Here is a 22,612-nt window from a genome sequence, read left to right on the forward strand (position 1 = left end):
TAAAAGAAAATAATGAGTAAGTAATAACATGAAAAGAATGCTAATAAACGCAACTCAACAGGAAGAGTTGCGTGTTGCCCTTGTTGACGGGCAACGTCTCTATGATTTGGATATCGAAAGCCCGGGTCATGAGCAAAAAAAGGCGAATATTTACAAAGGTAAAATCACCCGTATCGAACCTAGTCTTGAAGCTGCTTTTGTTGATTATGGCGCAGAAAGACACGGTTTCCTTCCTATCAAAGAAATCGCTCGCGAATACTTTCCAAGCAACTATCACTCTCAAGGCCGTCCTAACATCAAAGATGTGTTAAAAGAAGGCCAAGAAGTTATCGTTCAAGTTGATAAAGAAGAACGTGGTAATAAAGGTGCAGCGTTAACCACTTTTATTAGTCTGGCAGGTAGCTATTTAGTGTTAATGCCAAATAACCCACGCGCAGGTGGTATTTCTCGTCGTATCGAAGGTGAAGACCGTACGGAACTCAAAGAAGCTCTGTCTTCTTTAGAAATTCCAGATGGCATGGGCCTGATTGTCCGCACCGCGGGTGTTGGTAAATCCGCAGAATCCCTGCAACAAGATTTACTGTACCGTTTACGTCACTGGGAAGCGATTCAAAAAGCCGCTGAAAACCGCCCTGCACCTTTCCTCATTCATCAGGAAAGTAATGTAATCGTGCGTGCGTTCCGTGATTATCTGCGCCCAGATATTGGCGAAATTCTGATTGATAATCCGAAAGTCGTCGAAATGGCTCGCAACCATATTGAAGCGATTGGTCGCGGCGATTTTGCAAGCAAAATCAAACATTATAGTGGCGATGTGCCATTATTCAGCCATTACCAAATCGAATCTCAAATTGAATCAGCGTTCCAACGTGAAGTGCGTTTACCTTCTGGTGGTGCGTTAGTCATTGATACCACTGAAGCATTAACTGCGATTGATATCAACTCATCACGTTCAACGCGTGGTGGTGACATCGAAGAAACCGCATTTAATACTAACCTTGAAGCTGCGGATGAAATTGCACGTCAATTACGTCTGCGCGACCTCGGTGGTTTGATTGTTATCGACTTTATCGATATGACGCCTGTTAGGCATCAACGTGAAGTGGAAAACCGTTTACGCGAAGCTGTTCGCCAAGACCGTGCTCGTATTCAAATAGCCCGTATCTCTCGTTTCGGTTTATTAGAAATGTCCCGCCAGCGCTTGAGCCCATCATTAGGTGAATCAAGCCACCATGTTTGCCCGCGTTGTATGGGTACAGGGACAATTCGTGATAACGAATCGCTGTCATTATCTGTTCTTCGTTTAATCGAAGAAGAAGCACTGAAAGAAAATACCCACGAAGTGCACGCAATCGTTCCGGTACAAATCGCGTCTTACTTGCTGAACGAAAAACGTAAGGCAGTAAGTGAAATCGAACAACGCCAAACTCACGTTCGTGTTGTTATCGTGCCAAATGACCAGATGCAAACGCCTCACTTCCACGTGATCCGTATCCGTAAAGGTGAAGAAGTGAATACGTTGAGCTATAACTTAGCTCAATATCACGAAACCGAAACCTTAACTCATACTGATGAAACAACCGCTGAGCGTAAAGCACCTGAGCAACCTGCTATTTCCGCATTTGCTCTGCAAGAGCCAGTCGAACTTCCTGCTGCCAAACTAAAAGATGCGGTGCCAACTAAAGCGCCTGTAGCAACAGCAAATGAACCTGCACAACCAGGCTTATTCAGCAAAATTGCAGCATTCTTTAAAGGTCTCTTCGGTGGTGAAGAAGAGAAAGTGGTTGAAGCACCAGCACCTAAGCCACGCAATAATAATGACCGTCGCCGTAATAACGATCGTCGTCGTAATAATGATCGTCGCAATAATAATCGCCGTGACCGTGATGATAACGAAAACCGCGATAGCCGTGATAATCGCGACAACCGTGACAATCGCAATAACCGCAATGATCGCAATGCCTCATCGGAAGAGACGAATAATCGTAACAAGGGTCGCAATAATAAAAATGCGGCACCGCAAGATGAGCAAACTGCAGAAAACGGCAATCGTGACAACCAACAGCGTCGTGAACAGCGCGCTGATCGCCGTCGCCGTCAAGATGAAAAACGTCAGCAACAAACTGCAAAAACTCAGCAAGATGCACAACAAGATAACGTTGAAGCTACAAATGCAAGGGAAGAAGAAGAGCAGCGTCCAGCGGCTCCTCGTCGCCAACGTCGTCAGTTAACACAAAAAATTCGTGTGACTGATAACGAGCAAGTGGTTAAAACCGATGTTGCAGAACCTGTTGTTTCTACGCCAGTTGCTGCATTACCCGCTCCTGTAGCTGCGGTTAATCAAGTTGAAGGCCAAGTGCAAGCTGATGATCTGCAAGATTTAAACCATCAAGCAGATAACGAAGAAAAACAAGACACCATCATTCCTCGTCGTTCACGCCGTTCTCCTCGCCACCTACGTGTGAGCGGTCAACGTCGTCGTCGTTACCGTGATGAGCGTCATCTCAATGCTTCGCCAATGCCATTAGCGGCTGCGGTAGCATCACCAGAACTTGCTTCAGGTAAAGTTTTCATTCATTACCCAATTGTTCAGCCTCAACAAGAGAGCATGGCAATCATTACGAATGAAGAAATGCTTGAACAGCAAAATGGCATTGAGCCAGTCAATGCAAACGCGGTAGTGGCTGCTGCACCTGCTGTTGTCGCAACGCCTGTGGTTGAGGAAGTAGCTGTTGTTGAAGAAATTCAACCTGCTGAAGTTATTACACCAACCGCTGAAGTTACCGCAGTTGTTGAAGAGCAAACAACAGAAACAGCTATCGACGATGTAAAAACTGAGGTTGAAGAAGCCATTGTTGCTGCAGATACCGAAGTTGAAACGGTTGTTGAAGCTATCATTGAAGAAAACATTCAACCTGCCGTTGTCGTTGAAGAAATTGCAGAAACTGTTATCGAGCCTGTCGTTGAACAGCCAGTTGCCCCAGTGGTAATTGAACCAACTAAGGTCGAGGCGCCAGTAACCTCTAATACGACTGCAAATAGCTTGCATAAACGCCATGCCTACTCACCAATGACTAAGGCACCTGCACCAACTGATGCAGCGGCAGCATTTGAAATTACTGAGTACCAACGCGAGACCTCTACGTTTGAAGGTAAAGGTGGCGCAGGTGGCCATGTGGCATCGAATGTTGCAACTTCAGAAATGGCAAAACCTGCTAGTTTCTAAGCTAAATCAGTACTGACTAAAAAGCCTTGTTGGGAAACCACCAAGGCTTTTTTGTTATTTATCTGCATTCAAATTATTAATTTACCAATTAAAAAGTTTCATTGATTATCGATAATCAACGCTTGTGTTAGTACTATCCTTATGGTTATATAACTGTGTTTTTATACAGTAACCACCACACAGAAAGGGATCTATTATGCTGAAAGTGATTGCAGAAGACTTTATCAAAACAGAAGCGATTGAAACTGTGATGCCGTTATACCGTGAATTGGTTGAAGCGACAAAACAAGAGCCCCTTTGCATTAGTTATGATTTGTATGTTGACCAAAAAAATCCTGGGCATTTTGTTTTTATTGAGGAATGGCCTGACCAACACGCGCTTGATATTCACTGTGCGAGCGAACATTTCAAACGCCTCGTCCCGCTTATCAATAGTTATAAAAAATCCGACCCTATTATTAAGTTGATGAATAGCGCATTTGTCCCTGACGAATAGCAACTAATGCCCTTGAGCCTTGAGCCTTGAGCCTTGAGCCTTGAGCCTTGAGCCTTGAGCCTTGAGCCTTGAGCCTTGAGCCTTGAGCCTAAAAGCATATTGCTAAAAATATCTTCGTCAACAAATAATAAGGCTGGATCTCATTGGCTATTTAATACCAATCCTTAAAATAGTCCACGTTGTGGCTAGGCGAAAAATTAAAGACAGAACAGGACACATACTCAAGTATATGACCTGTGTGACTGAGCAAAGCCAACAACGCTACAGCCCGAAATATGGCTGTATACCAATGACCAATTCTCTAAATAGTTCGCGTTGTGGCTAGCGGCAAATTAAAGACAGAACAGGCCACATACTCAAGTATATGATCTGTGTGACTGAGCAAAGCCAACAACGCTACAACCCTGAATATGGTTGTATACCAATGACCAATTCTCTAAATAGTTCGCGTTGTGGCTAGGCGACAAATTAAAGACAGAACAGGCCACATACTCAAGTATGTGACCTGTGTGACTGAGCGAAGCCAACAACGCCATAGTCCGAAATATGGCTGTATACCAATGACCAATCCTCTAAATAGTTCGCGTTGTGGCTAGGCGACAAATTAAAGACAGAACAGGCCACATACTCAAGTATATGACCTGTGTGAGTGAGCGAAGCCAACAACGCCATAGCGCGAAATATGGCTGTATACCAATGACCAATTCTCTAAATAGTTCGCGTTGTGGCTAGGCGACAAATTAAAAACAGAACAGGCCACATTCTCAAGTATATGACCAGTGTGAGTGAGCGAAGCCAACAACGCCATAGCCCGAAATATGGCTGTATACCAATGACCAATTCTCTAAATAGTTCGCGTTGTGGCTAGGCGACAAATTAAAGACAGAACAGGCCACATACTCAAGTATGTGACCTGTGTGAGTGAGCAAAGCCAACAACGCTACAGCCCGAAATATGGCTGTATACCAATGACCAATTCTCTAAATAGTTCGCGTTGTGGCTAGGCGGCAAAGCGAAGGCAGCACAGGGAGCATACTCAAGTATGTGACCTGTGTGACTGAGCGAAGCCAACAACGCCACAGCCCGAAATATGACGAGGATTTTTAGAACCAAGGCGCCTGCATCATAACCGCTCCATAAAACAACGCTCGACCCGCTAACTCACCACTAAACATAGCCACCATCAATGCAACCAATAACAGTATTGATGGCTTTTTACCCTTGCCCCCTCTTAGGGCTATCACGCACGGTAATATCATGCTCATAACAACTTGCCACCATAAGAGATAACTTCCCCCTTGGCTTGCAGGTATTTGCACGCGAATAATTTGTGATATCAATACAAACACAACACCCAATATCACGCCGATTTTAATCACGGTTGGCACCGGTTTGGCTAAAGCACGAACAAACAGTGTGATAAAACTAAACCCTAATACAATTGCACTACCAATAAAGGCAATTTGTGTTGCAGGGCTATGCCAGAGTGGATGGGCTACCATTTGATAATACACTTGTGCTGTGACAAGAATTGCCGCTAACCCACCGACACCACTCAACCAACCCAATACAATATTACGCATATTTGCTGTTGGTTGTAACCAGCAAGAAAGTGCCCAGAGAGTCACTAGGCCATTAAGCAAAACAAACGTAACCGCTTCACGACTTAACCACGAATGGCCTAATCCAAGTACTGAACGATAAGCTTCTAATGGAACCCCTAAGTGCCCCATAGACATAGACGATCCTATCACTTCAACTAACCAAATGATTAACACCGCTGTACGTAGGGATTTGCCAACAAGTTTATTTTCCGTACTGGCTTTCATTTGGTATAACGTCAAGGCGAGTACCGCACCAATCCCCCACTGACTCATCACAGTGAAAAATACCAAAGGGAGTTCCATATGATGAATATTCATGATTAGTCCTCCATTCCAATAATCACAATATTAGGCTGGCTGATTGTGTGATCGGGCATATTATAGCGCTTCTCCAGTACCGCCCAATTTGTTGTATGTTTTTTACGAAGTTCAGAAATTTCGCCGAACTCAATTGCCCCTGTCGGGCAAGACTCCACACAGCGAGGCAGTAATCCCTCATCTAATCGTTCAGCACACATATTACATTTACTGGTTTTACCTTCAGCCGGGTCAAAAACTGGGGCATGGTATGGACACGCCATAATACACATTTGGCAACCAATACATTTTTCATGGTCTTGCACCACAATTCCATCTGGCCGTTTAGTGTAAGTATCTGCAGGGCAGACTTTTAAGCATTGAGGGTCATCACAATGGTTACACGACATTGTAATGAATGCCTGTGTATTCGGTGAATCATCATTGAACTCACGTACACGCCGCCATAAAACCCCAGGAGGAGTCACATTCTCTGATTTACATGCCATTGAACAAGTGCGGCAACCATAGCAATCTTTTGTATTAATGAGAAAACCATATTGCTTAACCATGATTATGCCTCCCTTCTCACGTCAACGAGCGTACTATTACAGCAATGGCCTGTGCCTAAATGCTCCACTTGGTCATTAGTCACATGGCTACTGCTTCCCCCTTGTTGCTCCCACCAGCCATTATCGAGGGAAATGACGCCCTTTTTAATGTGTGTCGTGACTACCGCAATCGCTCTATGCTCCCCCCTATCATTAAATGTGACTGCCCATTCACCATTTTGAATGCCGCGTGTTTTAGCGTCTTCTGGGTGGATTAACACATTGGGTTGATTACGTTGCACCTCGAGGATCCATTCATTCATTCCATGACTGGAGTGAACACTGCGCGCTAACTTGCGCTGCACTGCCATTAAAGGGTATTTTTTAGCAAGTTCAGGGGAGCCCTTCACCGACTCTTTTACTTGGTAATAAGCCACTACAGGTGAAAAGTTTTTCTTTTGCCAATCTTCAATGAAAAAATGGGCTTTTTTGGTCGACGTTCTAAACACCCCGTCTTTAAACGGGATCCAATCCCCTTCGACTGGCCTTACGGGGCCTTTCTCTAGCATTTCACGTGTAATGCCCGAGCCCACAAGGCAAGCATCAATATAATGCTCTATAGGCTTATTAAATACCTCGCCAAAGCCAAAGCGCTCAGCTAGACGAGCAAAGATCCAATAGTCTGGTTTAGCTTCCCCCACAGGCTCAACCGCTTTTTCCATCAATTGTACATACTGACTGCGCACCCCAGCCATCAAGCTGGTATCTTCGAAAATAGTGGTGACAGGCAAGACTAAGTCCGCATATAGCGCTGTTGAGCTCATTAAGTTATCTGCAACCACCACAAAAGGCACTTTCTTCAGTGCTTCCCGCACTTTGTTAGTATTAGGCAATTGCGTCATCACGCCCATCGTCATTACCCACCAAAAATTAATCGGATGGGGCTTCTCATTGACGATATAGTCGCCGACTTTTGCCACAGGTATTGGCGGAATATTTTTTGCGTTCGGTGCAGGTGGTACAATTGGGCTAAATTTAGCCATCTGTCTTGCACCGCCTGCATCGCAAACACCTGCGCCGCGTTTACCGATATTCCCCGTTAGCAAAGCAAGGTAAAACTGACTTGCCGCCACATATGCACCATGCTCAGTACGTTGAGCACCAGACATATTTTGCACAATCATTGAGGGGGTAATTGAAGAATAATCACGGGCAAGGCGCACAATTGTTTCCACAGGCACATCAGTTTCCGCGCTAACTCGTGCCACATCCCACCCTTGCGCTTGCTGGTAAATTTGCTCAAAAACAGTGGTATACGCGAACTGCCTAGGTAACTCATGTTGAAATAATGCAGGTTTTATCCCTGTGGAATCGTGGTGAACAAGTTGCTGACTTAGAATATCAAATACCAGATAACTATCAGGGTCAGAGGCATCTTGCCTAAGCTGCTGTTGCTTCTCATCTACCAAATAAACCGCACCAGTATGTGCACGAAGAAAACCTTCATCAATACGATTTTCTTCGATAATAATTTTAATCATGCCAAGTGCTAACGCTGTATCTGTCCCTGGAATGATAGGGATCCACTCATCCGCTTTTGCCGCGGTTTCATTAAACCTCGGGTCAATGACGACTAACCTCGCACCATTTTTCCGTGCTTGATTGTAGTTTTTAAAATAGGCCTGCATGGTCACCGCAGGGTTATTTCCCCAACACAAAATATAACGGCTATCCGCCACCGTATCCCGTGTATCAGCGTAGCGTAATCCCACCATTGGGATCATTGCCGCAGTGACTGCTGAACAACACAAAGAACCCGCTTGTTTTGTCGAACCGCCTAAATAATCAAAAAATGCCTTACCCATATCATTTTTGATGGAATCCATATTTCCTGCATGGGTCGAAATGAACAATCCTTCGTTACCATACTTAGCGATTGTCTCTCGAATGTTTTTCTCTATAAGATCAAGCGCTTCATCCCAGCTAATGGGTTTAAATTCCGCTTTTCCTTTTTCCCCTACACGCAATAACGGTGTTGTGATCCTCTGGTCATGATATACCCACTTCGTTCTACTCATTCCTCGTAAGCAACATTTAACGTTAAAGCCCTCTGTTGCCTGTATTTTCATTAACTTACCTTGGTAGGTATAAGCCGTTAAGTTGCAGTGCAAACACTCCATTGCACAGGTTGAACGAAACGTTTTGTAGTCAGACAATTTTAATCGCACCTTTGGCAGGGGCTGATTATTGTTTCCCTGCGCAAAAGAACACGGTGTGATAGTCGCCAACCCAACAACACCAAGCCCTTTTAGGAGCGTTCGGCGTTTTAGACGTAATTCATTTATTGTTTTCATTATAGTAAACCTCGACATTGCCTTTAAAAGTACACTATATATATACTCCATTCACAAATAGTGAACTTGAGGCGAATCAAGCTTTGTTATTATTTATAGGTGCAAAATAACTACCACTTAATGATTAACTCTCAGATTCTTTGGTTGTTAGGAGGGACAGATTACTCATGGTAAAATAGAAGGAATTGTTAAAACGAGGTTTATGTATGTCTACCCTGCAAGGTGTTAATTCTGTTGATATCGCTGTCAGCATTCTGAATTTTATTGCTCAAAATGGTGGAATAGCGCGAGCCGCAGATATTTCCAAAGGTTGTGAAATATCCAAAAGCCGATTGCATAAATATTTAGTTTCGCTGTGTCGGACACAAATGCTATACCAAGATGCCCAAACGAGCCGTTATGGCTTAGGCCGAAACCTCACCTTTCTAGCAAATTTTGTTGAGCCTGAAGGGTCTTTTGTCGATGTTATTAATAACAGTTTGATTCAATTTCGCGATGAACAAAATGTTTCCACTGGCGTTGCATTACGTTCTGGGAAATTGTTATCACTGGTTAAATACAACCGTAGTTTTAAAAATATTGAAATTGATTTCTTACCAAACACCCCATTACCCACTGCCAAAAGTGCAGCAGGTTTAATTTATGCGGCTTTTGATAAGCAATTTTTGTGTGAAGATTATTCGCAAGATGAACTCAATAAAGTGGTTAGCCAAGGTTATGCGATTCGATATGAGCCCACAAAGGGGATCCCCGGCGCACAATCTATTGCCTGCCCTGTATTTAATCAGGGGGGAGAATTAATCGCGGCAGCTATTACAATGGGGTTTATTGAAAAAACAGAAATGGCGCCATTAGCTAACGCACTTATTAAGCAGGTAAAGACTCTCGTATTATAATCGTTAGTGTTGATTAAATAAGAGTAAAGAAAAGCCGAGATTAACTCGGCTATTTTATTCTATTTTACGTCAATTCGTGGCAGCTCGCCCATCTCTTTCAATTTTTTAGAGATTTCACGACGTTCTTTTGACAATTCTGCATTTTTGATAATGTAATCATCAACACGGTCATCATAGTCGCTGCGCATATTAGCAATAATCGCCTGAATGTCTTCAATTGACATCCCGGGCTTAATGTATTCGCTTAAGTTATCCAGTAACAAAACACGCTTCTGGTTATCACGAATTTTTTTCTCATTGTCGGTAATTTCACGACGAATTTTATTTTTGCGACGAAACATACGCACAAATTCCAGAACATTTTGGAAAGACGGCTTGTTAGCGTTGTCCATGTTTAAAACCCTCTAGTCAATATTCAAAACGCATAATCTCATTACACAATACAATCTAATCGCCTTACGTTACAAGTCAGTTTCACATATTTATTGATTTAATCTATTGAAAAAGATCATTGGGTTATGCTTTTACTGCTCGAATTTCTGGATTATTTTGATTTAATTCTGCTGATTTCTCATCAAGATTAGGCTTTGTATTATTCGTTTTATCATTTCTAAGACAAAAAGCAGACAATATCGTTGTTATAACGACAAACAAGCCCATTATCAAATAGGTCTGCGCAAAACCAATTTTGTCATACCCCCAGCCCGCTAATGGTGATAGCACACTGGCAACCACGGAGCTTACACAACTAAACCCAACTAAATAAAGTGTTGATGACAAGCGTTTATCAAAATGGCGACTGTTATACTTGAAGATTGCCACCAGTAAAATAGGCAACTCAACCGCATGCAGCAATTTCATGACAGAGATAAGAATAGGCCCCTCGACTAATCCTGAACCAATAATCCGCAATGCCATCACTGAACTGGCAAATAGTAAACCATTTTTTGCCCCAATTCGGTTGACGATGAACGGCGCTAAAAACATTCCCCCTGCTTCTAGGAATACTTGCAATGAGTTTAGATAACCGTACATCTCATTCCCTAGTTTCTCATCTGGGAATTGATGCGAAAAATACACCATAAATTGTTGGTCATACACACTATAAATACACGTGCCTAATACAAATAATATTAACGCCCAAAAACGCGGTAAAGCAAAAAGCTGTAAGGCATCACGCAATGTAATTGAAGAAGGATTACCATGCTCTAAATTATTATAAGCATCCGCATTTGCCGTTTTAAGGTTTAATAGAATGATTAAAAAAAGCACACCAGACACCGTCGCCATAATAAAATTATAGTCAGGGTCGATATTAATATTGCGCCCAGCGAAAAATGTAGCAGCAGCCCACCCCAAAGAACCCCACATTCTCGCCTTACCATATTCAAAATTACGTAATCGACTGACACGCTCGGTATAAGATTCAAGGACGCCAATTCCCGCATGGAACGTCATCCCAATAAATAACCCACCAACAATACTGCCAATCACGACGTTCCATTTTAATAACGACCCAAAAACCATAAAAAATGGCCCAGACGCAATCAGTAAAACGGCAATAAATAATAATAAGTTTTTGCGTAACCCTAATTTGTCCTGCAAGAAGCCATACAATGGTTGAGCACATAGCGCGACAATTGAAATACAGGCAAAAATAAACCCTGTATCCGCCCCTTCTAGGCCGACATACTTGCGTAGCCAAATGGCAACAACTGAAAATGTAGATGACCATGTAAAAAAGAAAAAAAACAACAATGCGCTCAATAACACATAGTATTTCCTTGCACTACTATTCATGTTAATCACCTATTCTTAATTTACCTTTGGCAAATGTTAAGGTTAACATTTATTAATTCCCACTCAAAAGCTATTGTTTTGTGATGTTAATCACCAATGTTAACGTTAACAATTTATTTATGTGATAGACATAACATTTCATGCTCTACAGACTAACAATAGCATTAGGCTCCCACCTCTGGCACTCAAAAATACCTCATTGATATTCAATTTGATTTTCCTGCTATTTCAGATGACCTTGGTTTAGCTTTGATTATAGATAAGGTATCATTGATTTATATGGAATAGTGAATCTAACAATATCCCACTATCAGATTCAAACGCACAGAATTCAAACGGTGATAACGTTGCAAAACAATAAAAAACAACCTTCTTTTTTTATTCACGATTACGAAACTTTTGGCAAGCGCCCTGCACTTGATAGGCCTGCTCAATTTGCCGGTGTACGCACTGATTTAGACTTTAACATCATTGAAGAGCCTGAAGTTTTTTACTGTGCACCTGCTGATGATTATCTGCCACAGCCTGAAGCCGTCATGATCACTGGGATCACCCCGCAAATTGCCTTAGCACAAGGTGTTAATGAAGCCGAGTTTACTAAACGCATCCACCAAGCGTTTAGTGTGCCCAATACGTGTATTATGGGCTACAACAACATTCGTTTTGATGATGAAGTCACTCGTAATATTCTCTACCGTAATTTTTACGACCCTTATGCATATAGCTGGCAACAGAATAATTCACGTTGGGATTTACTCGACCCACTGCGCGCCTGTTTTGCGCTACGCCCTGAAGGCATTGAATGGCCTGAAAATGAAGACGGTTTGCCAAGTATGCGTTTAGAGCACTTAACAAAAGCCAATGGCATTATTCACGAAAATGCTCATGATGCGATGTCAGATGTGATAGCAACTATTAGCATGGCAAAGTTACTCAAAGCGGCGCAACCGCGTATGTTTGATTATTTTTATCAACTACGCAATAAAAACAAAGTCAGTCAACTTATTGATATTGTAGAAATAACGCCTTTAGTACATGTTTCAGGTATGTTTGGTGCATTGCGTTCTTATGTCAGCTTAGTCGCTCCGCTAGCTTGGCACCCTGAAAACCGCAACGCAGTCATTATGTGTGATTTATCCGCGGATATTTCGCCATTGTTAACCTTAAATACCCAAGAATTACGCGAGCGTTTATATACACCTAAATCTGAGCTAAATGGTGAGCCTCCTGTTCCTGTCAAATTAGTGCATATCAATAAATGCCCTATTTTAGCGCCTGAAAAAACATTACGTGATGAAGATGCAGTGCGTACAGGGTTAGATAGAGATCTTTGTCATCGCAATTTAGACATCTTGCGTAAGAACCCCGATATTCGGAATAAATTGATCGAATTATTTAGCGAGCCGCAAAAGTTCGAAATTTCGGATGATGTGGATACACAAATATATAATGGCTTTTTTAGCCCTTCTGACCGCTCTACCATGGATATTATTCGTGAAACCCCGCCGCAAAACTTACCTGCGTTAGATTTAAGTTTTGAAGATAAACGAATGAAAGAACTCTTTTTCCGGTATAAAGCACGTAATTACCCAGCGACCCTTTCTTATGAAGAACAGCAGCGCTGGTTACAACATCGTCGGGATTATTTCAGTGAAGCTCGCTTAACGGAATATATGCAACAAATACAATTCTTATTAGAAGAACATCAACATGATGAAAAACGCTGCCAGCAATTAAAAGCGTTGGTCAATTATGCGATGGAGTTAGCGAGTTAATAAAAAATGGGCAGAATAGAAATTATCTGCCCGTTTTTTATTTAAATTAATTTAGATTAATGATCGCCTGATTGCCCGCAACCACAATCCCCTTCCCAATGTTTACGTTTAGTCGTTTTACCTAAACCAGGGTTCATTGTATTGGTTGGGTCCGCATTTTTATAAAATGACTTTAATTGTGGTGGCGCTTTATATAAATGCCCAACATTATGCTCAGCAGGGTATTGCGCACCGCGCTCATCCAACAAAGCGAGCATTTTTTCTTTTAATTCTTTTGGGTTAACCCCTTTTTTCAAAACATAATCTTGGTGCATAACGTGGCACATAAAATGCCCGCAATATAATTTATGCACTAATAAATCTTCAATTTCAGGAGGCAGTTTTTCAAACCAATCCCGGTCATTACGGCGCAATGCAATATCTAGCGGCAATACATCCTCGACATCTTTATTATGAACCGCGTGGTAACGTACCGCAGAGCCCGCCGCAGCAAAACGGTGTAAAAAGGCTTTTGCCCCTTCTTCTGGGGTGCATTCAAAGTAGCCGCCATCTGCATGCGCAAAATAGGATTTTAGCCAAACTTTAGCTTCATCAATTCCATCACCTGCCATTTTTAACATTAAATGATGCTCATAACGGTCGCGGAATTCTTTCATGCGATGCGGTAAATGAGATGGCCATAATTTACTGAGTACTTGCATTGTACGGTCAATTAAATTAGACGGTAAGAATGGCACTTTATTTAATACAGCATCAATACGTCCTTTAATGGTAAAAAACATTGGCATTTTATCGGTGCCAAATTTATCAATCATTAAGAAGGTGTCTTTGCCGTATATTTCCGCAATATCAAAACAACCACGGTGCATATATTCCCCGGCAACGGGTAGGTTTTTAAATTCACTCAGAATATAACGGCGAATATCTTCCAGTACATCAGGGTTATTTGAGCCAATATAAAAAACTTGTGTTTTTTTATCCGCTGGGAAGGTATCTAAACGCACCGCAAATACAGCTAACTTGCCCGCACACCCTGATGCTTCAAATAAACGACGCTCATCGGCGTTAAAACGAGATGGAGAGTCTGCATCAACGTCTCTAACTCGTTCAGCATATTCATGGTCAGAGGCTAATTTATCACTGACTTGTACATCTTCGCTGCTATAACCACGGTTTTGCAGATTGGTCAAAATTTCTTCTGGCGTATTCCCTAAATCAATTCCTAAGTGGTTAACTAGCTCAACTTTCCCATCATCATTAACGCGACCGTACAACGCAAGCTCGGTATACGCAGGGCCACGGCGCACTAATGAGCCGCCAGAACTATTGCAAATTCCACCAACAACGGATGCACCAATACAAGATGAGCCAATCAGAGAGTGCGGCTCACGCCCAAGAGGTTTTAGGATTTTTTCTAGGTCATATAAGGTGCTGCCTGGCATGGCAACCACTTGGTTAAATTCAGGAAGCACTTGGATTTGGTTTAATCGCAAGGTACTAATAATCACGATATCGCGGTCATAATCATAACCACTCGGTGTTGAGCCCTCAGTCAACCCAGTGTTCGCCGCTTGCATTAAGACAATTTTATCCGCTTCTACACACGCTTTAAATACGTGCCATTGCTCAAGCAAGGTGGTTGGAAATACAACGGCAATCGCATCTCCGGTTCCTGAGCGGAACCCTTTACGGTAACGTTCTGTTTTGTGTGGCTCAGTGAGGATATTTTTTTTACCAACAATGTTCCTGAGTGTGAGTAATAATCGTTGATTCTCAGGTTTTTGTGCATCTTTCATGTGTGCGCCTTCTTACTCGAATTCATATTGATTATGAGATGTGCGATATTAGTTCCAACAACAATATCACATAATATTAAGATGTTAATAGGCTACACGGTTTATCTTAAAGAATTCTTAACAGACAAAAAAATAGCGCCCAAGGCGCTATTTATCTTTCTTACAATCGGCATATTCAAAATAGTTCGCGTTGTAGCAAGGCGCGGAGCCAAACGATCATGGGGAGCATACATAAGTATGTGACCCATGTCGTTTTGAGAACGCAACACCGCTACAACGTAAAATATGAAGAATATACTTAGATGTCGCTCATCTGCGGCATAGGCCGCTTAAACATCCGCGTCAATGCAGCCATATAGACTAAACCAACCGCAGTCCAAATAAGTCCATAAACCATTGAATCTTCTTCAATATTCAACCATAACACACACACGGTTAGTGTGCCGATAATAGGTAAAATCAAATAGTTAACAATATTTTTGAAGCCTGTCATACGGCGTTCACGAATAAAGAACTGGCTGATCACTGAAATGTTAACAAAAGTAAAGGCGATTAATGCACCGAAGTTAATAAGTGCGGTCGCAAAGTCCATTTCGAACCAGATTGCCCCTAATGCCAAGAAACCGACCATTAATACGTTGTACGCCGGTGTACGCCATTTCGGGCTAACATAACCAAATACTTTCTCTGGAAATACGCCATCACGTCCCATTACGTACATTAAACGGGCACTACCTGCATGAGCTGCCATTCCTGAAGCCAGTACTGTTACGCATGAGAAAACCAAAATGATTGACTGGAAGAATGCTCCAGCAACAAAACGCATAATATCTGGCTGTGTCTCATTGATATTCTTAAAGCGCGATACATCTGGGAAGTATTGCTGTAAGAAGAATGAAACGGTGATAAAGATAATCCCACCAATGAGTGCCGTTAAGAAAATCGCACGTGGGATGACTTTACCGGCATTTGGCGTTTCTTCTGACAGTGAACTTAAACCATCGAAGCCTAAGAATGAGAAACAGAGTATCGTTGCCCCAGCAATTAATGGGATCATTTCTGTTTTTTCGTTGGCAAATGGGTTGAATGTCCAGATTTCGCCAGAGCCTTCACCGCTAGAAACACCATGGATCACTAAGCCTGTAAATACCGCCATTACCCCAATTTGAATAATCGCAATAACCGTACTTAAATTCGCAATCACGTTGATACCGCGTAAGTTTGCCGCTGTCATCACGATAACCAGACCGACAACAAAAATCGCAGGTTCTACGTTAGGGAAAATATCTTGTAAATAAATTTTAGCCAATAAGATATTGATCATTGGCATAAAAATGTAGGACAGCAAAGATGTCCAACCCACAAGGAAACCAATGTGTGGGCTCATTGATTTTTGAGCATAAGTATACGCTGAGCCAGCAGATGGGAAGCGTTTCACCAGCTTGCCGTAGCTCAGAGCAGTAAACAGTATCGCAACTAGTGCAATAATGTATGAAGTCGGGACGTGTCCACCTGTTTTGTCCGATACCATGCCGAATGTATCAAAGATAGTCATTGGCTGGATGTATGCCAGACCGATCATCACGACTTGCACCAAGGTTAAGGTTTTCGCAAGTTGTACGCGGTTATTGGCGCCAGTTTGGTTTGGACCGATGGATAAAGGTATTGAATTATTTGGCATGTCTAAGCCCTCCCATAACTTTCGATTGTGAGCTACTTCGGCTCAATCGACAGTTACTGGGAAGACTTTGCATCTGCCTATAGGCAGAAAAAAACGTGGAGGAGCTCAGAAGAGTGTGTGCGAAGCTGCGCAGAGCTCCGTAGTCATCGATGCGGCAACGACGGCCGCTTGGCCCTGCTGCGATAGCGAAAAAGTAAGCCATAAAAGCATTCCTCAAATCGGTAGCGTAAAATGTTTGCTACACGTAAATATTAAAATTATCTCTCCGGCTCTATGTCCGGCCCCGCTAGAATGAACGTTCCTAAAAACAAAAAAACCGATGCTTAAGTTTATTGAGCATCAGTTATTTTTTAGTTCGCGCATTTTGCACGCCATAACCTTAAATAGCAAGTTAAATTGTTAACAAACCACCCTATTTCCGATGAGAAATTTTGATGGTTTGGCCTATTTTGGCGAGGTAACTAATAACAGTGTTTTTCCCGTCATTTTCTCACCCCAAAAACCACTTTTTATTTATTTTAATGGCTGTATTTGGCGAGAGATAAAAAAAACCCTTTGGCATAAACCAAAGGGTTTTGATTAACAACAGTAAATAGTTGTATTAGAAATTATAGTTGATGCCAAAGTTATAACGGCGACCATCTAAAACTTTGTCGTTTGATTCTTCCGTTAAACGTTTATCAAATATGTTATACATACCTGCAACTAAATTAATATTTTTATCAACTTGGTAGCTAGCACCGATATCAACAAAGGTATAAGAAGGTCTTTCTTTACTCATACTTGTTCTTGAAAGGTATGAACTACTTTTTCCATTAAAGTTAACGCGATTCCATAACTGTAGATCTTCTGTGGTTTGCCAAGTTAAAGAACCATTTGCCATATGTTTCGGTGTACGGCTTAAAGGTTTACCTTTGAACTTACCACTTTTTTGCTCAGAATCAGAATAGGTATAGTTAGCAGCAAATACGAGATCCGTTGTGATATCCCAGTTAAATGTCAGTTCAGCACCACGAAGATTTGCTTTATCTACGTTTTCCCTTTCACTAATAAATTTATATGCTGTACCATCGTATATACAACCGCCGCCAGCCACAGAACCAGGAGGATTCGCTGTATTATCTGTACATCTGCGAATCTCCATAATTTTATCTTTAAATTCTGTATTAAAGAATGTGACACCAACATTCAGGTTATCTTGATTATTCCAAATAAACCCAAGCTCTTGTGTAACACTTTTTTCAGGTTTTAGGTCTGGGTTACCAACAATAATTGCGGGATCGCCGCCTCCACCCGTAACTTGTCCCCAATTTGGAGCAACTTGTCTTAACTCTGGGGAACGATATCCTGTTGAGATCCCGCCCTTGATGATCCATTCATCTGAGGTATGCCAAACACCATATAGACGAGGAGTCCAATGAGAACCGAAGTTTTCATCTTTATCCATACGAACACCACCCGTTAAAGCGAAGTCATTGGTCATCATCCATTCGTCTTCAGCAAATAATGCCCAACTATAACGAGTTAATTTATCGACATCAGCAGCTGAAGCTAATTGATTTCCTTTATCACGGAGGTCTTCATAACGATATTGACCGCCAATACTCAAAGTGTGGTCACCGAGGTTAAATACCGTTTGGTTTTTAACTAAGGTATCGTTATATTCCATTTTACGGCTAGGGTTTTTTGTTTCATCACGTTGCACAAATGTTTCTATTGCACCCCAATCATAAATACCGTTATGTGTTACTGCATAATTATTTTTACGGTATGTGACATTAGAGTCTTCACAACGTTTAGTGACTTTGCTAGCTCCTTTGCCTGTTGTACACATCAGGTTACCTGATTTCCCTGCCGTCGTATTTCTTTCTTGCTCATCATGCTTGAAATCAAAATCAAAGGTATTGAATTCATCCGGTGTTAGTGTCAGCGTTGTACCAATAGCACCTACTTTCTGCTCATTGTACCCACCGACAAATTTATCTTCCCAACGCTTGGAGTAAATTCCATTTACTTTCATTCCCAGCAGACCATCCACTAAAGGACCAGATGCATAAAAACTGCCTTGTCCTTCATTACCTGAATCTCTATGGGCATTAATCGTTGTATCTGCACGTAAAGAACCATTCCATTCTTTGCCAACTTTACGCGTGATAATATTAATTACCCCGCCCATCGCATCTGAACCATAGAGGGAGGACATTGGTCCACGTACCACTTCAATACGTTCAATCGCTGGCAATGGCGGCAACCATCCCTGCTCAATCCCTGAGCCATCACTGTTTGGACGAGTGCTACGTGAATCGATACGCTTACCATCAACCATAATCATGGTGTATTTTGCATCCATACCACGAATACTAATATCTGCCTTGCTTCCACCACCTGTCACTTGGACTCCAGGAAGGTCTTTCAGTGCATCAGTCACATCACGGTAAGCTTTATTTTCAAGTTGTTCGCGCGTCACAACAGAAATTGATGCTGGTGCATCTTCAATTTGCTGTTGGTAACCTGACGCTGTTGTTACATAGATTTTATCTTTACTATCATCAGCAAATGCAGGTGACGCAGCGATGGCGGCAATAATGCTAATCGCCACTTTTCTTTTATTAAAAACAACCATTCCCAACTCTCCAAGAGATATTCTGTTTTATATATGAATTGATATGCTCAACATTGGTTTCTTTGAACCTAATAATTATGATTATTTTTATTATTTGGATAATAAATACCCATAGGAAATTTATGGTAAAAACCATTTCCTAATACAAGTAAATTTCCTGTGGGTAATTAATCTTTATTAATTAATCTCTGTGAGTAAGTATTTAATAATCTTTTTCTATTTCATCTCCTTAATATTTAATAAATGTGCTTGCAGGATAACAAGCACATTTATTATTAATTACAAATTAACTCGCGAGTTTGTCCACCAGCCCGTCAATCAACACTTGCGGTACACCTTGAGAGCAGCGTTCAATGCGCCCCCTTACACCATAGACCTCGGCAAGGCTTTCTGGCGTAATCACTTCGGCGGGTTCACCTTGGGCAATTAATTTGCCTTGTTTTAACATCAATACATGTTCCGCGTGTTTCAATGCGATATTAATATCGTGAACCACGACGACCGTAATAATATTTCGCCGTTTCGTTTCTTTCGCCACTAAATCCATAACATGATATTGATAATTTAAATCCAGCGCGCTCAGTGGCTCATCCAATAATAATAAGTTGGGTTGGCGAATTAATGATTGAGCCAAACCTACTAATTGTTTTTGTCCACCTGAAAGCTGGTCTAAATAACTCAATGCCAGATGCTCAATACCTAATTGGCGCAATAAGTGCATCACTTCGTCTTTATTGTTTTCATTGCTTAAACCGCCAGAAGCGCGTTGTGCAACAATCACCGACTCTAAAACATACAGATGCACACCCGCAGGCAAAGTTTGGGGTAAATACACCACATTCTGCGCACGCTGGGCAAAATTTTGCTGCGTTAAGTCCAAACCATCCAACAATAATTGCCCCGTGGCTTTATTCAGCCCCGCTAACGAGCGCAATAACGTCGATTTACCACTGCCATTTGGACCAAGCAATACAGTGATTTTTCCCCTTGGCAGTACATCCGTTGTCAAGTTCTCAATCACTGCGCGTTTTGGGTAGCCCGCATTAAATTGGTTAATAATCAGGCCACTCATGATACGTTACCTCGATGACGCAAAATAATACTTAAGAAGAACGGGACGCCCACTAATGAGGTCACAATACCCACAGGAATAATCACGCCAGGGATAATGTTCTTCGAGGCAATTGAAGCCATCGATAATATCAACGCACCAATTAATGCACTTGCAGGTAAATAAAAGCGGTGATCTTCGCCAAAAATTAAACGTGCAATGTGCGGTGCGACTAAACCAATAAACGCTATCGGCCCAACAAATGCCACCGCTAACGCAGATAAGATACTGATCCGTAATAAGGTCGTCAGTCTTAAGCGGCGAACATCAATACCAAAACTAATCGCCCTGTCTTCGCCCAGCCTTAATGCCGTCAATTTCCAAGAGCTCATCATGGCAATTGGGAAAATCAATGCAAAAACCAGTGCCATCACACCTAATTTCACCCACGTTGCTTTTGACAAGCTTCCCATCGTCCAGAATACAAGGCCTTGTAACGTGTCTTCTGTGGCAATGAATTGCATCATCGAAACCAGCGCATTAAAGGTAAACACTAACGCGATACCAAATAAAACCACGCCAGATGTTGCAACGCGCGTCCAACGGGTGACCGCATCCAACATTAATGCCGCTAATAAGGCAAAAATAAATGCGTTCGCAGAAATTACCCACTGATCAGGGACGCCCGGAATTGCAATCCCCGACACAATCGCGAGTGCAGCACCAAATGCAGCCGCATTAGAAACCCCAAGTGTAAACGGGCTCGCTAATGGGTTATTCAATATAGTCTGCATTTCTGCGCCAGCTAACCCCAGAGACATACCAATGACCACCGCCATCAAGGCGTAAGGTAAACGGATATCCCACACAATCACACGGGTTCCTGCATCAACCGCTTCAGGCGTCATCAAGGTTTGCCATAATCGCTCTAGCGATAAACCCGATGGCCCTAATGTAAAATCAATAACTAGCGACAATAAAATTGCCGCAATAATTACCACAATCCATGTAAAACGACGGCGCAACATACTTTGGTAATGTTGTTTTACACCATCATCAGCCTGTTTAGCGGCTTGTTCCACCGCCGTTAGTGGCTCGCTTGTAATACTCATTAATTCTTACCTACTCTCATTACTTTTCGCTGACCCAATATACACCAGTTGGCTCGACAGCAAGAAACTCTCTGTGCAGTTCTTCCAGTGTTTTTTGTGGATCAAGGCCTGAAAACTGCTCAGGGTAGAACCACTTGGCGAAAACTTGTGTCGCAATGACGTTGTAAGGCGAATTATAGTAATTGTGCCAGATAGCATAATCTTGCTTATCTTTAATGGCCGATAATGAGCTAATACCTTTGCGATCTGTTATCTTTTTCAGGCTATCTTTGGCGTCGTTCACTGTGCTTTGCGCGCCTAATTGTACACCAGCATCTTTACTGCCCGGCGCTTTTGCGCCAGTTGCAATATAAATACTCGGGTCGGCCGCAATTATTTTTTCTAAATTCATGGTGCCCAATGCGCCGGGTAAAACCCCTTTCGCGATATTTTTGCCGCCTGCTAAATCAATAAAATTCCCCATGTTGCCGTCACCCGCGGTGCCACAACAATCTTCAAAAGCGCCCGCTCTCAGCTCAATAAAAACACTGGGCTTTTTGTCTTCAGGGATTTTTGACGTGATATCCGTAACAAGCTTTTGATTTCTTTCATAGAAATCCACATATTTGTTTGCGACTTGCTCGCGGTTTAATGCTTTACCTAACAAACGCATACTTGGCAGCGTATTTTTTAATGGATTGTCCCTAAAATCGACAAATACAACGGGCACTCCCGCCTTTTCTAATTGATTGACTAGTTCGCTATTTTTACCCGGCCCATGGCCCGATAGGCCAAAAATAGCAATATCAGGGTTCAACGTGAGGACTTTTTCAGAACTAACGCTGTCTGCACTGGTGTTTCCAATCAAGGGGATATTGTCAATCGCAGGGAATTTAGCTTTATAAGCGGCATAAGTTTGTGGATCTAATTTGCGTAAGTCCCCTTGCCACCCTACGATGCGAACAATGGGTTTATCACCTTCGAGTAGAGCAACCGCACTGAATAAGCGGCCTTCACCAAGTAAAATACGGTTAACATTATCGGGCACTTCAACGGTTCTTCCTGCCATGTCAGTCACTGTTGCTGACCACGCACTCAAACTGGCACTCGCTAATAACGCTAAACCTATTCCCTTTACTACCGACCTAGCTACTGACTTCTTGGCTACCGACGACATAGTATTAAGCTCCACCATTAACCTTATTGACTTACATTTTAATGCGATAACAATAAAGCAAATAAGAATACTTATCAATACGATTATTGATTTAATAATGGGTTATATGAATGGAATTATGTGAGCTGCCTCGAAAAGCAAAACATTTAGAAGAACTAACGAGCAAATCGCGGGTTTATTGCGCTATATACAAA

The 22,612-nt window shown here is 42.1% G+C and carries 15 protein-coding genes; 4 read left to right on the forward strand and 11 right to left on the reverse strand.

Annotated features, from left to right (window positions below; all coding sequences use genetic code 11):
- The first annotated feature begins 28 nt into the window (after positions 1–28).
- Positions 29–3,226 (forward strand): ribonuclease E, encoded by a 3,198-nt coding sequence (rne, locus tag AC4IFO_RS01090; protein ID WP_490731126.1) that lies wholly within the window; start codon positions 29–31, stop codon positions 3,224–3,226.
- 196 nt (positions 3,227–3,422) lie between these two features.
- The gene (locus tag AC4IFO_RS01095; RefSeq protein WP_490731128.1) at positions 3,423–3,722 is read left to right on the forward strand and encodes a putative quinol monooxygenase; all 300 of its coding nucleotides are present in this window, start codon (positions 3,423–3,425) and stop codon (positions 3,720–3,722) included.
- 1,103 nt (positions 3,723–4,825) lie between these two features.
- On the opposite strand, the gene AC4IFO_RS01100 is transcribed toward AC4IFO_RS01095, so the two are convergent.
- From AC4IFO_RS01100 to AC4IFO_RS01110, 3 genes are read right to left on the reverse strand one after another with little or no spacing between them, the layout of a single operon-like run.
- Positions 4,826–5,644, reverse strand: coding sequence for a dimethyl sulfoxide reductase anchor subunit family protein (locus AC4IFO_RS01100; RefSeq protein WP_490731130.1), 819 nt, complete (start codon positions 5,642–5,644; stop codon positions 4,826–4,828).
- A 2-nt stretch (positions 5,645–5,646) separates the two neighbouring features.
- Positions 5,647–6,195, reverse strand: a complete 549-nt coding sequence (locus AC4IFO_RS01105) for a 4Fe-4S dicluster domain-containing protein (RefSeq protein ID WP_225818851.1) — start codon at positions 6,193–6,195, stop codon at positions 5,647–5,649.
- 2 nt (positions 6,196–6,197) lie between these two features.
- On the reverse strand, positions 6,198–8,528 hold the full coding sequence (locus AC4IFO_RS01110; RefSeq protein ID WP_490731132.1) for a molybdopterin-containing oxidoreductase family protein: 2,331 nt from the start codon (positions 8,526–8,528) through the stop codon (positions 6,198–6,200).
- A gap of 206 nt (positions 8,529–8,734) precedes the next feature.
- On the opposite strand from AC4IFO_RS01110, the gene AC4IFO_RS01115 reads away from it, so the two are divergent.
- A complete protein-coding gene (locus AC4IFO_RS01115; RefSeq protein WP_490731134.1) occupies positions 8,735–9,424 on the forward strand; it encodes a helix-turn-helix domain-containing protein in 690 nt (229 codons plus the stop codon).
- Between the two features lie 59 nt (positions 9,425–9,483).
- Here AC4IFO_RS01115 and tmaR read toward each other — a convergent pair whose 3' ends face one another.
- Together tmaR and AC4IFO_RS01125 are read right to left on the reverse strand one after the other, a co-directional pair.
- The gene (gene tmaR, locus AC4IFO_RS01120; protein WP_004253179.1) at positions 9,484–9,816 is read right to left on the reverse strand and encodes a PTS system regulator TmaR; all 333 of its coding nucleotides are present in this window, start codon (positions 9,814–9,816) and stop codon (positions 9,484–9,486) included.
- 124 nt (positions 9,817–9,940) lie between these two features.
- The gene (locus tag AC4IFO_RS01125) at positions 9,941–11,224 is read right to left on the reverse strand and encodes an MFS transporter (RefSeq protein ID WP_490731136.1); all 1,284 of its coding nucleotides are present in this window, start codon (positions 11,222–11,224) and stop codon (positions 9,941–9,943) included.
- A gap of 347 nt (positions 11,225–11,571) precedes the next feature.
- Between AC4IFO_RS01125 and sbcB the strand changes: the two genes are divergently transcribed.
- A complete protein-coding gene (gene sbcB, locus AC4IFO_RS01130; RefSeq protein ID WP_490731138.1) occupies positions 11,572–12,999 on the forward strand; it encodes an exodeoxyribonuclease I in 1,428 nt (475 codons plus the stop codon).
- Positions 13,000–13,055: 56 nt separating this feature from the next.
- Here sbcB and dld read toward each other — a convergent pair whose 3' ends face one another.
- The 6 genes from dld to AC4IFO_RS01160 all read right to left on the reverse strand — a co-directional run bounded on the left by dld (position 13,056) and on the right by AC4IFO_RS01160 (position 22,418).
- Positions 13,056–14,795: a D-lactate dehydrogenase gene (dld, locus tag AC4IFO_RS01135; RefSeq protein ID WP_490731140.1), complete on the reverse strand. Its 1,740-nt coding sequence runs from the start codon at positions 14,793–14,795 to the stop codon at positions 13,056–13,058.
- A 298-nt stretch (positions 14,796–15,093) separates the two neighbouring features.
- The gene (locus AC4IFO_RS01140) at positions 15,094–16,476 is read right to left on the reverse strand and encodes an APC family permease (RefSeq protein WP_219247338.1); all 1,383 of its coding nucleotides are present in this window, start codon (positions 16,474–16,476) and stop codon (positions 15,094–15,096) included.
- A 601-nt stretch (positions 16,477–17,077) separates the two neighbouring features.
- Positions 17,078–19,099, reverse strand: a complete 2,022-nt coding sequence (locus AC4IFO_RS01145) for a ligand-gated channel protein (RefSeq protein ID WP_490731143.1) — start codon at positions 19,097–19,099, stop codon at positions 17,078–17,080.
- Positions 19,100–19,385: 286 nt separating this feature from the next.
- On the reverse strand, positions 19,386–20,174 hold the full coding sequence (locus tag AC4IFO_RS01150) for an ABC transporter ATP-binding protein (protein ID WP_219249386.1): 789 nt from the start codon (positions 20,172–20,174) through the stop codon (positions 19,386–19,388).
- Complete coding sequence (locus AC4IFO_RS01155) at positions 20,168–21,262, reverse strand: FecCD family ABC transporter permease (RefSeq protein WP_490731145.1); 1,095 nt, start codon at positions 21,260–21,262, stop codon at positions 20,168–20,170. Before AC4IFO_RS01155 ends, AC4IFO_RS01150 begins: the two co-directional genes overlap by 7 nt.
- A gap of 19 nt (positions 21,263–21,281) precedes the next feature.
- The gene (locus tag AC4IFO_RS01160; RefSeq protein ID WP_490731147.1) at positions 21,282–22,418 is read right to left on the reverse strand and encodes an ABC transporter substrate-binding protein; all 1,137 of its coding nucleotides are present in this window, start codon (positions 22,416–22,418) and stop codon (positions 21,282–21,284) included.
- Between the last annotated feature and the right edge of the window lie 194 nt (positions 22,419–22,612).

Source organism: Providencia sp. UF-224 (assembly GCF_058245955.1).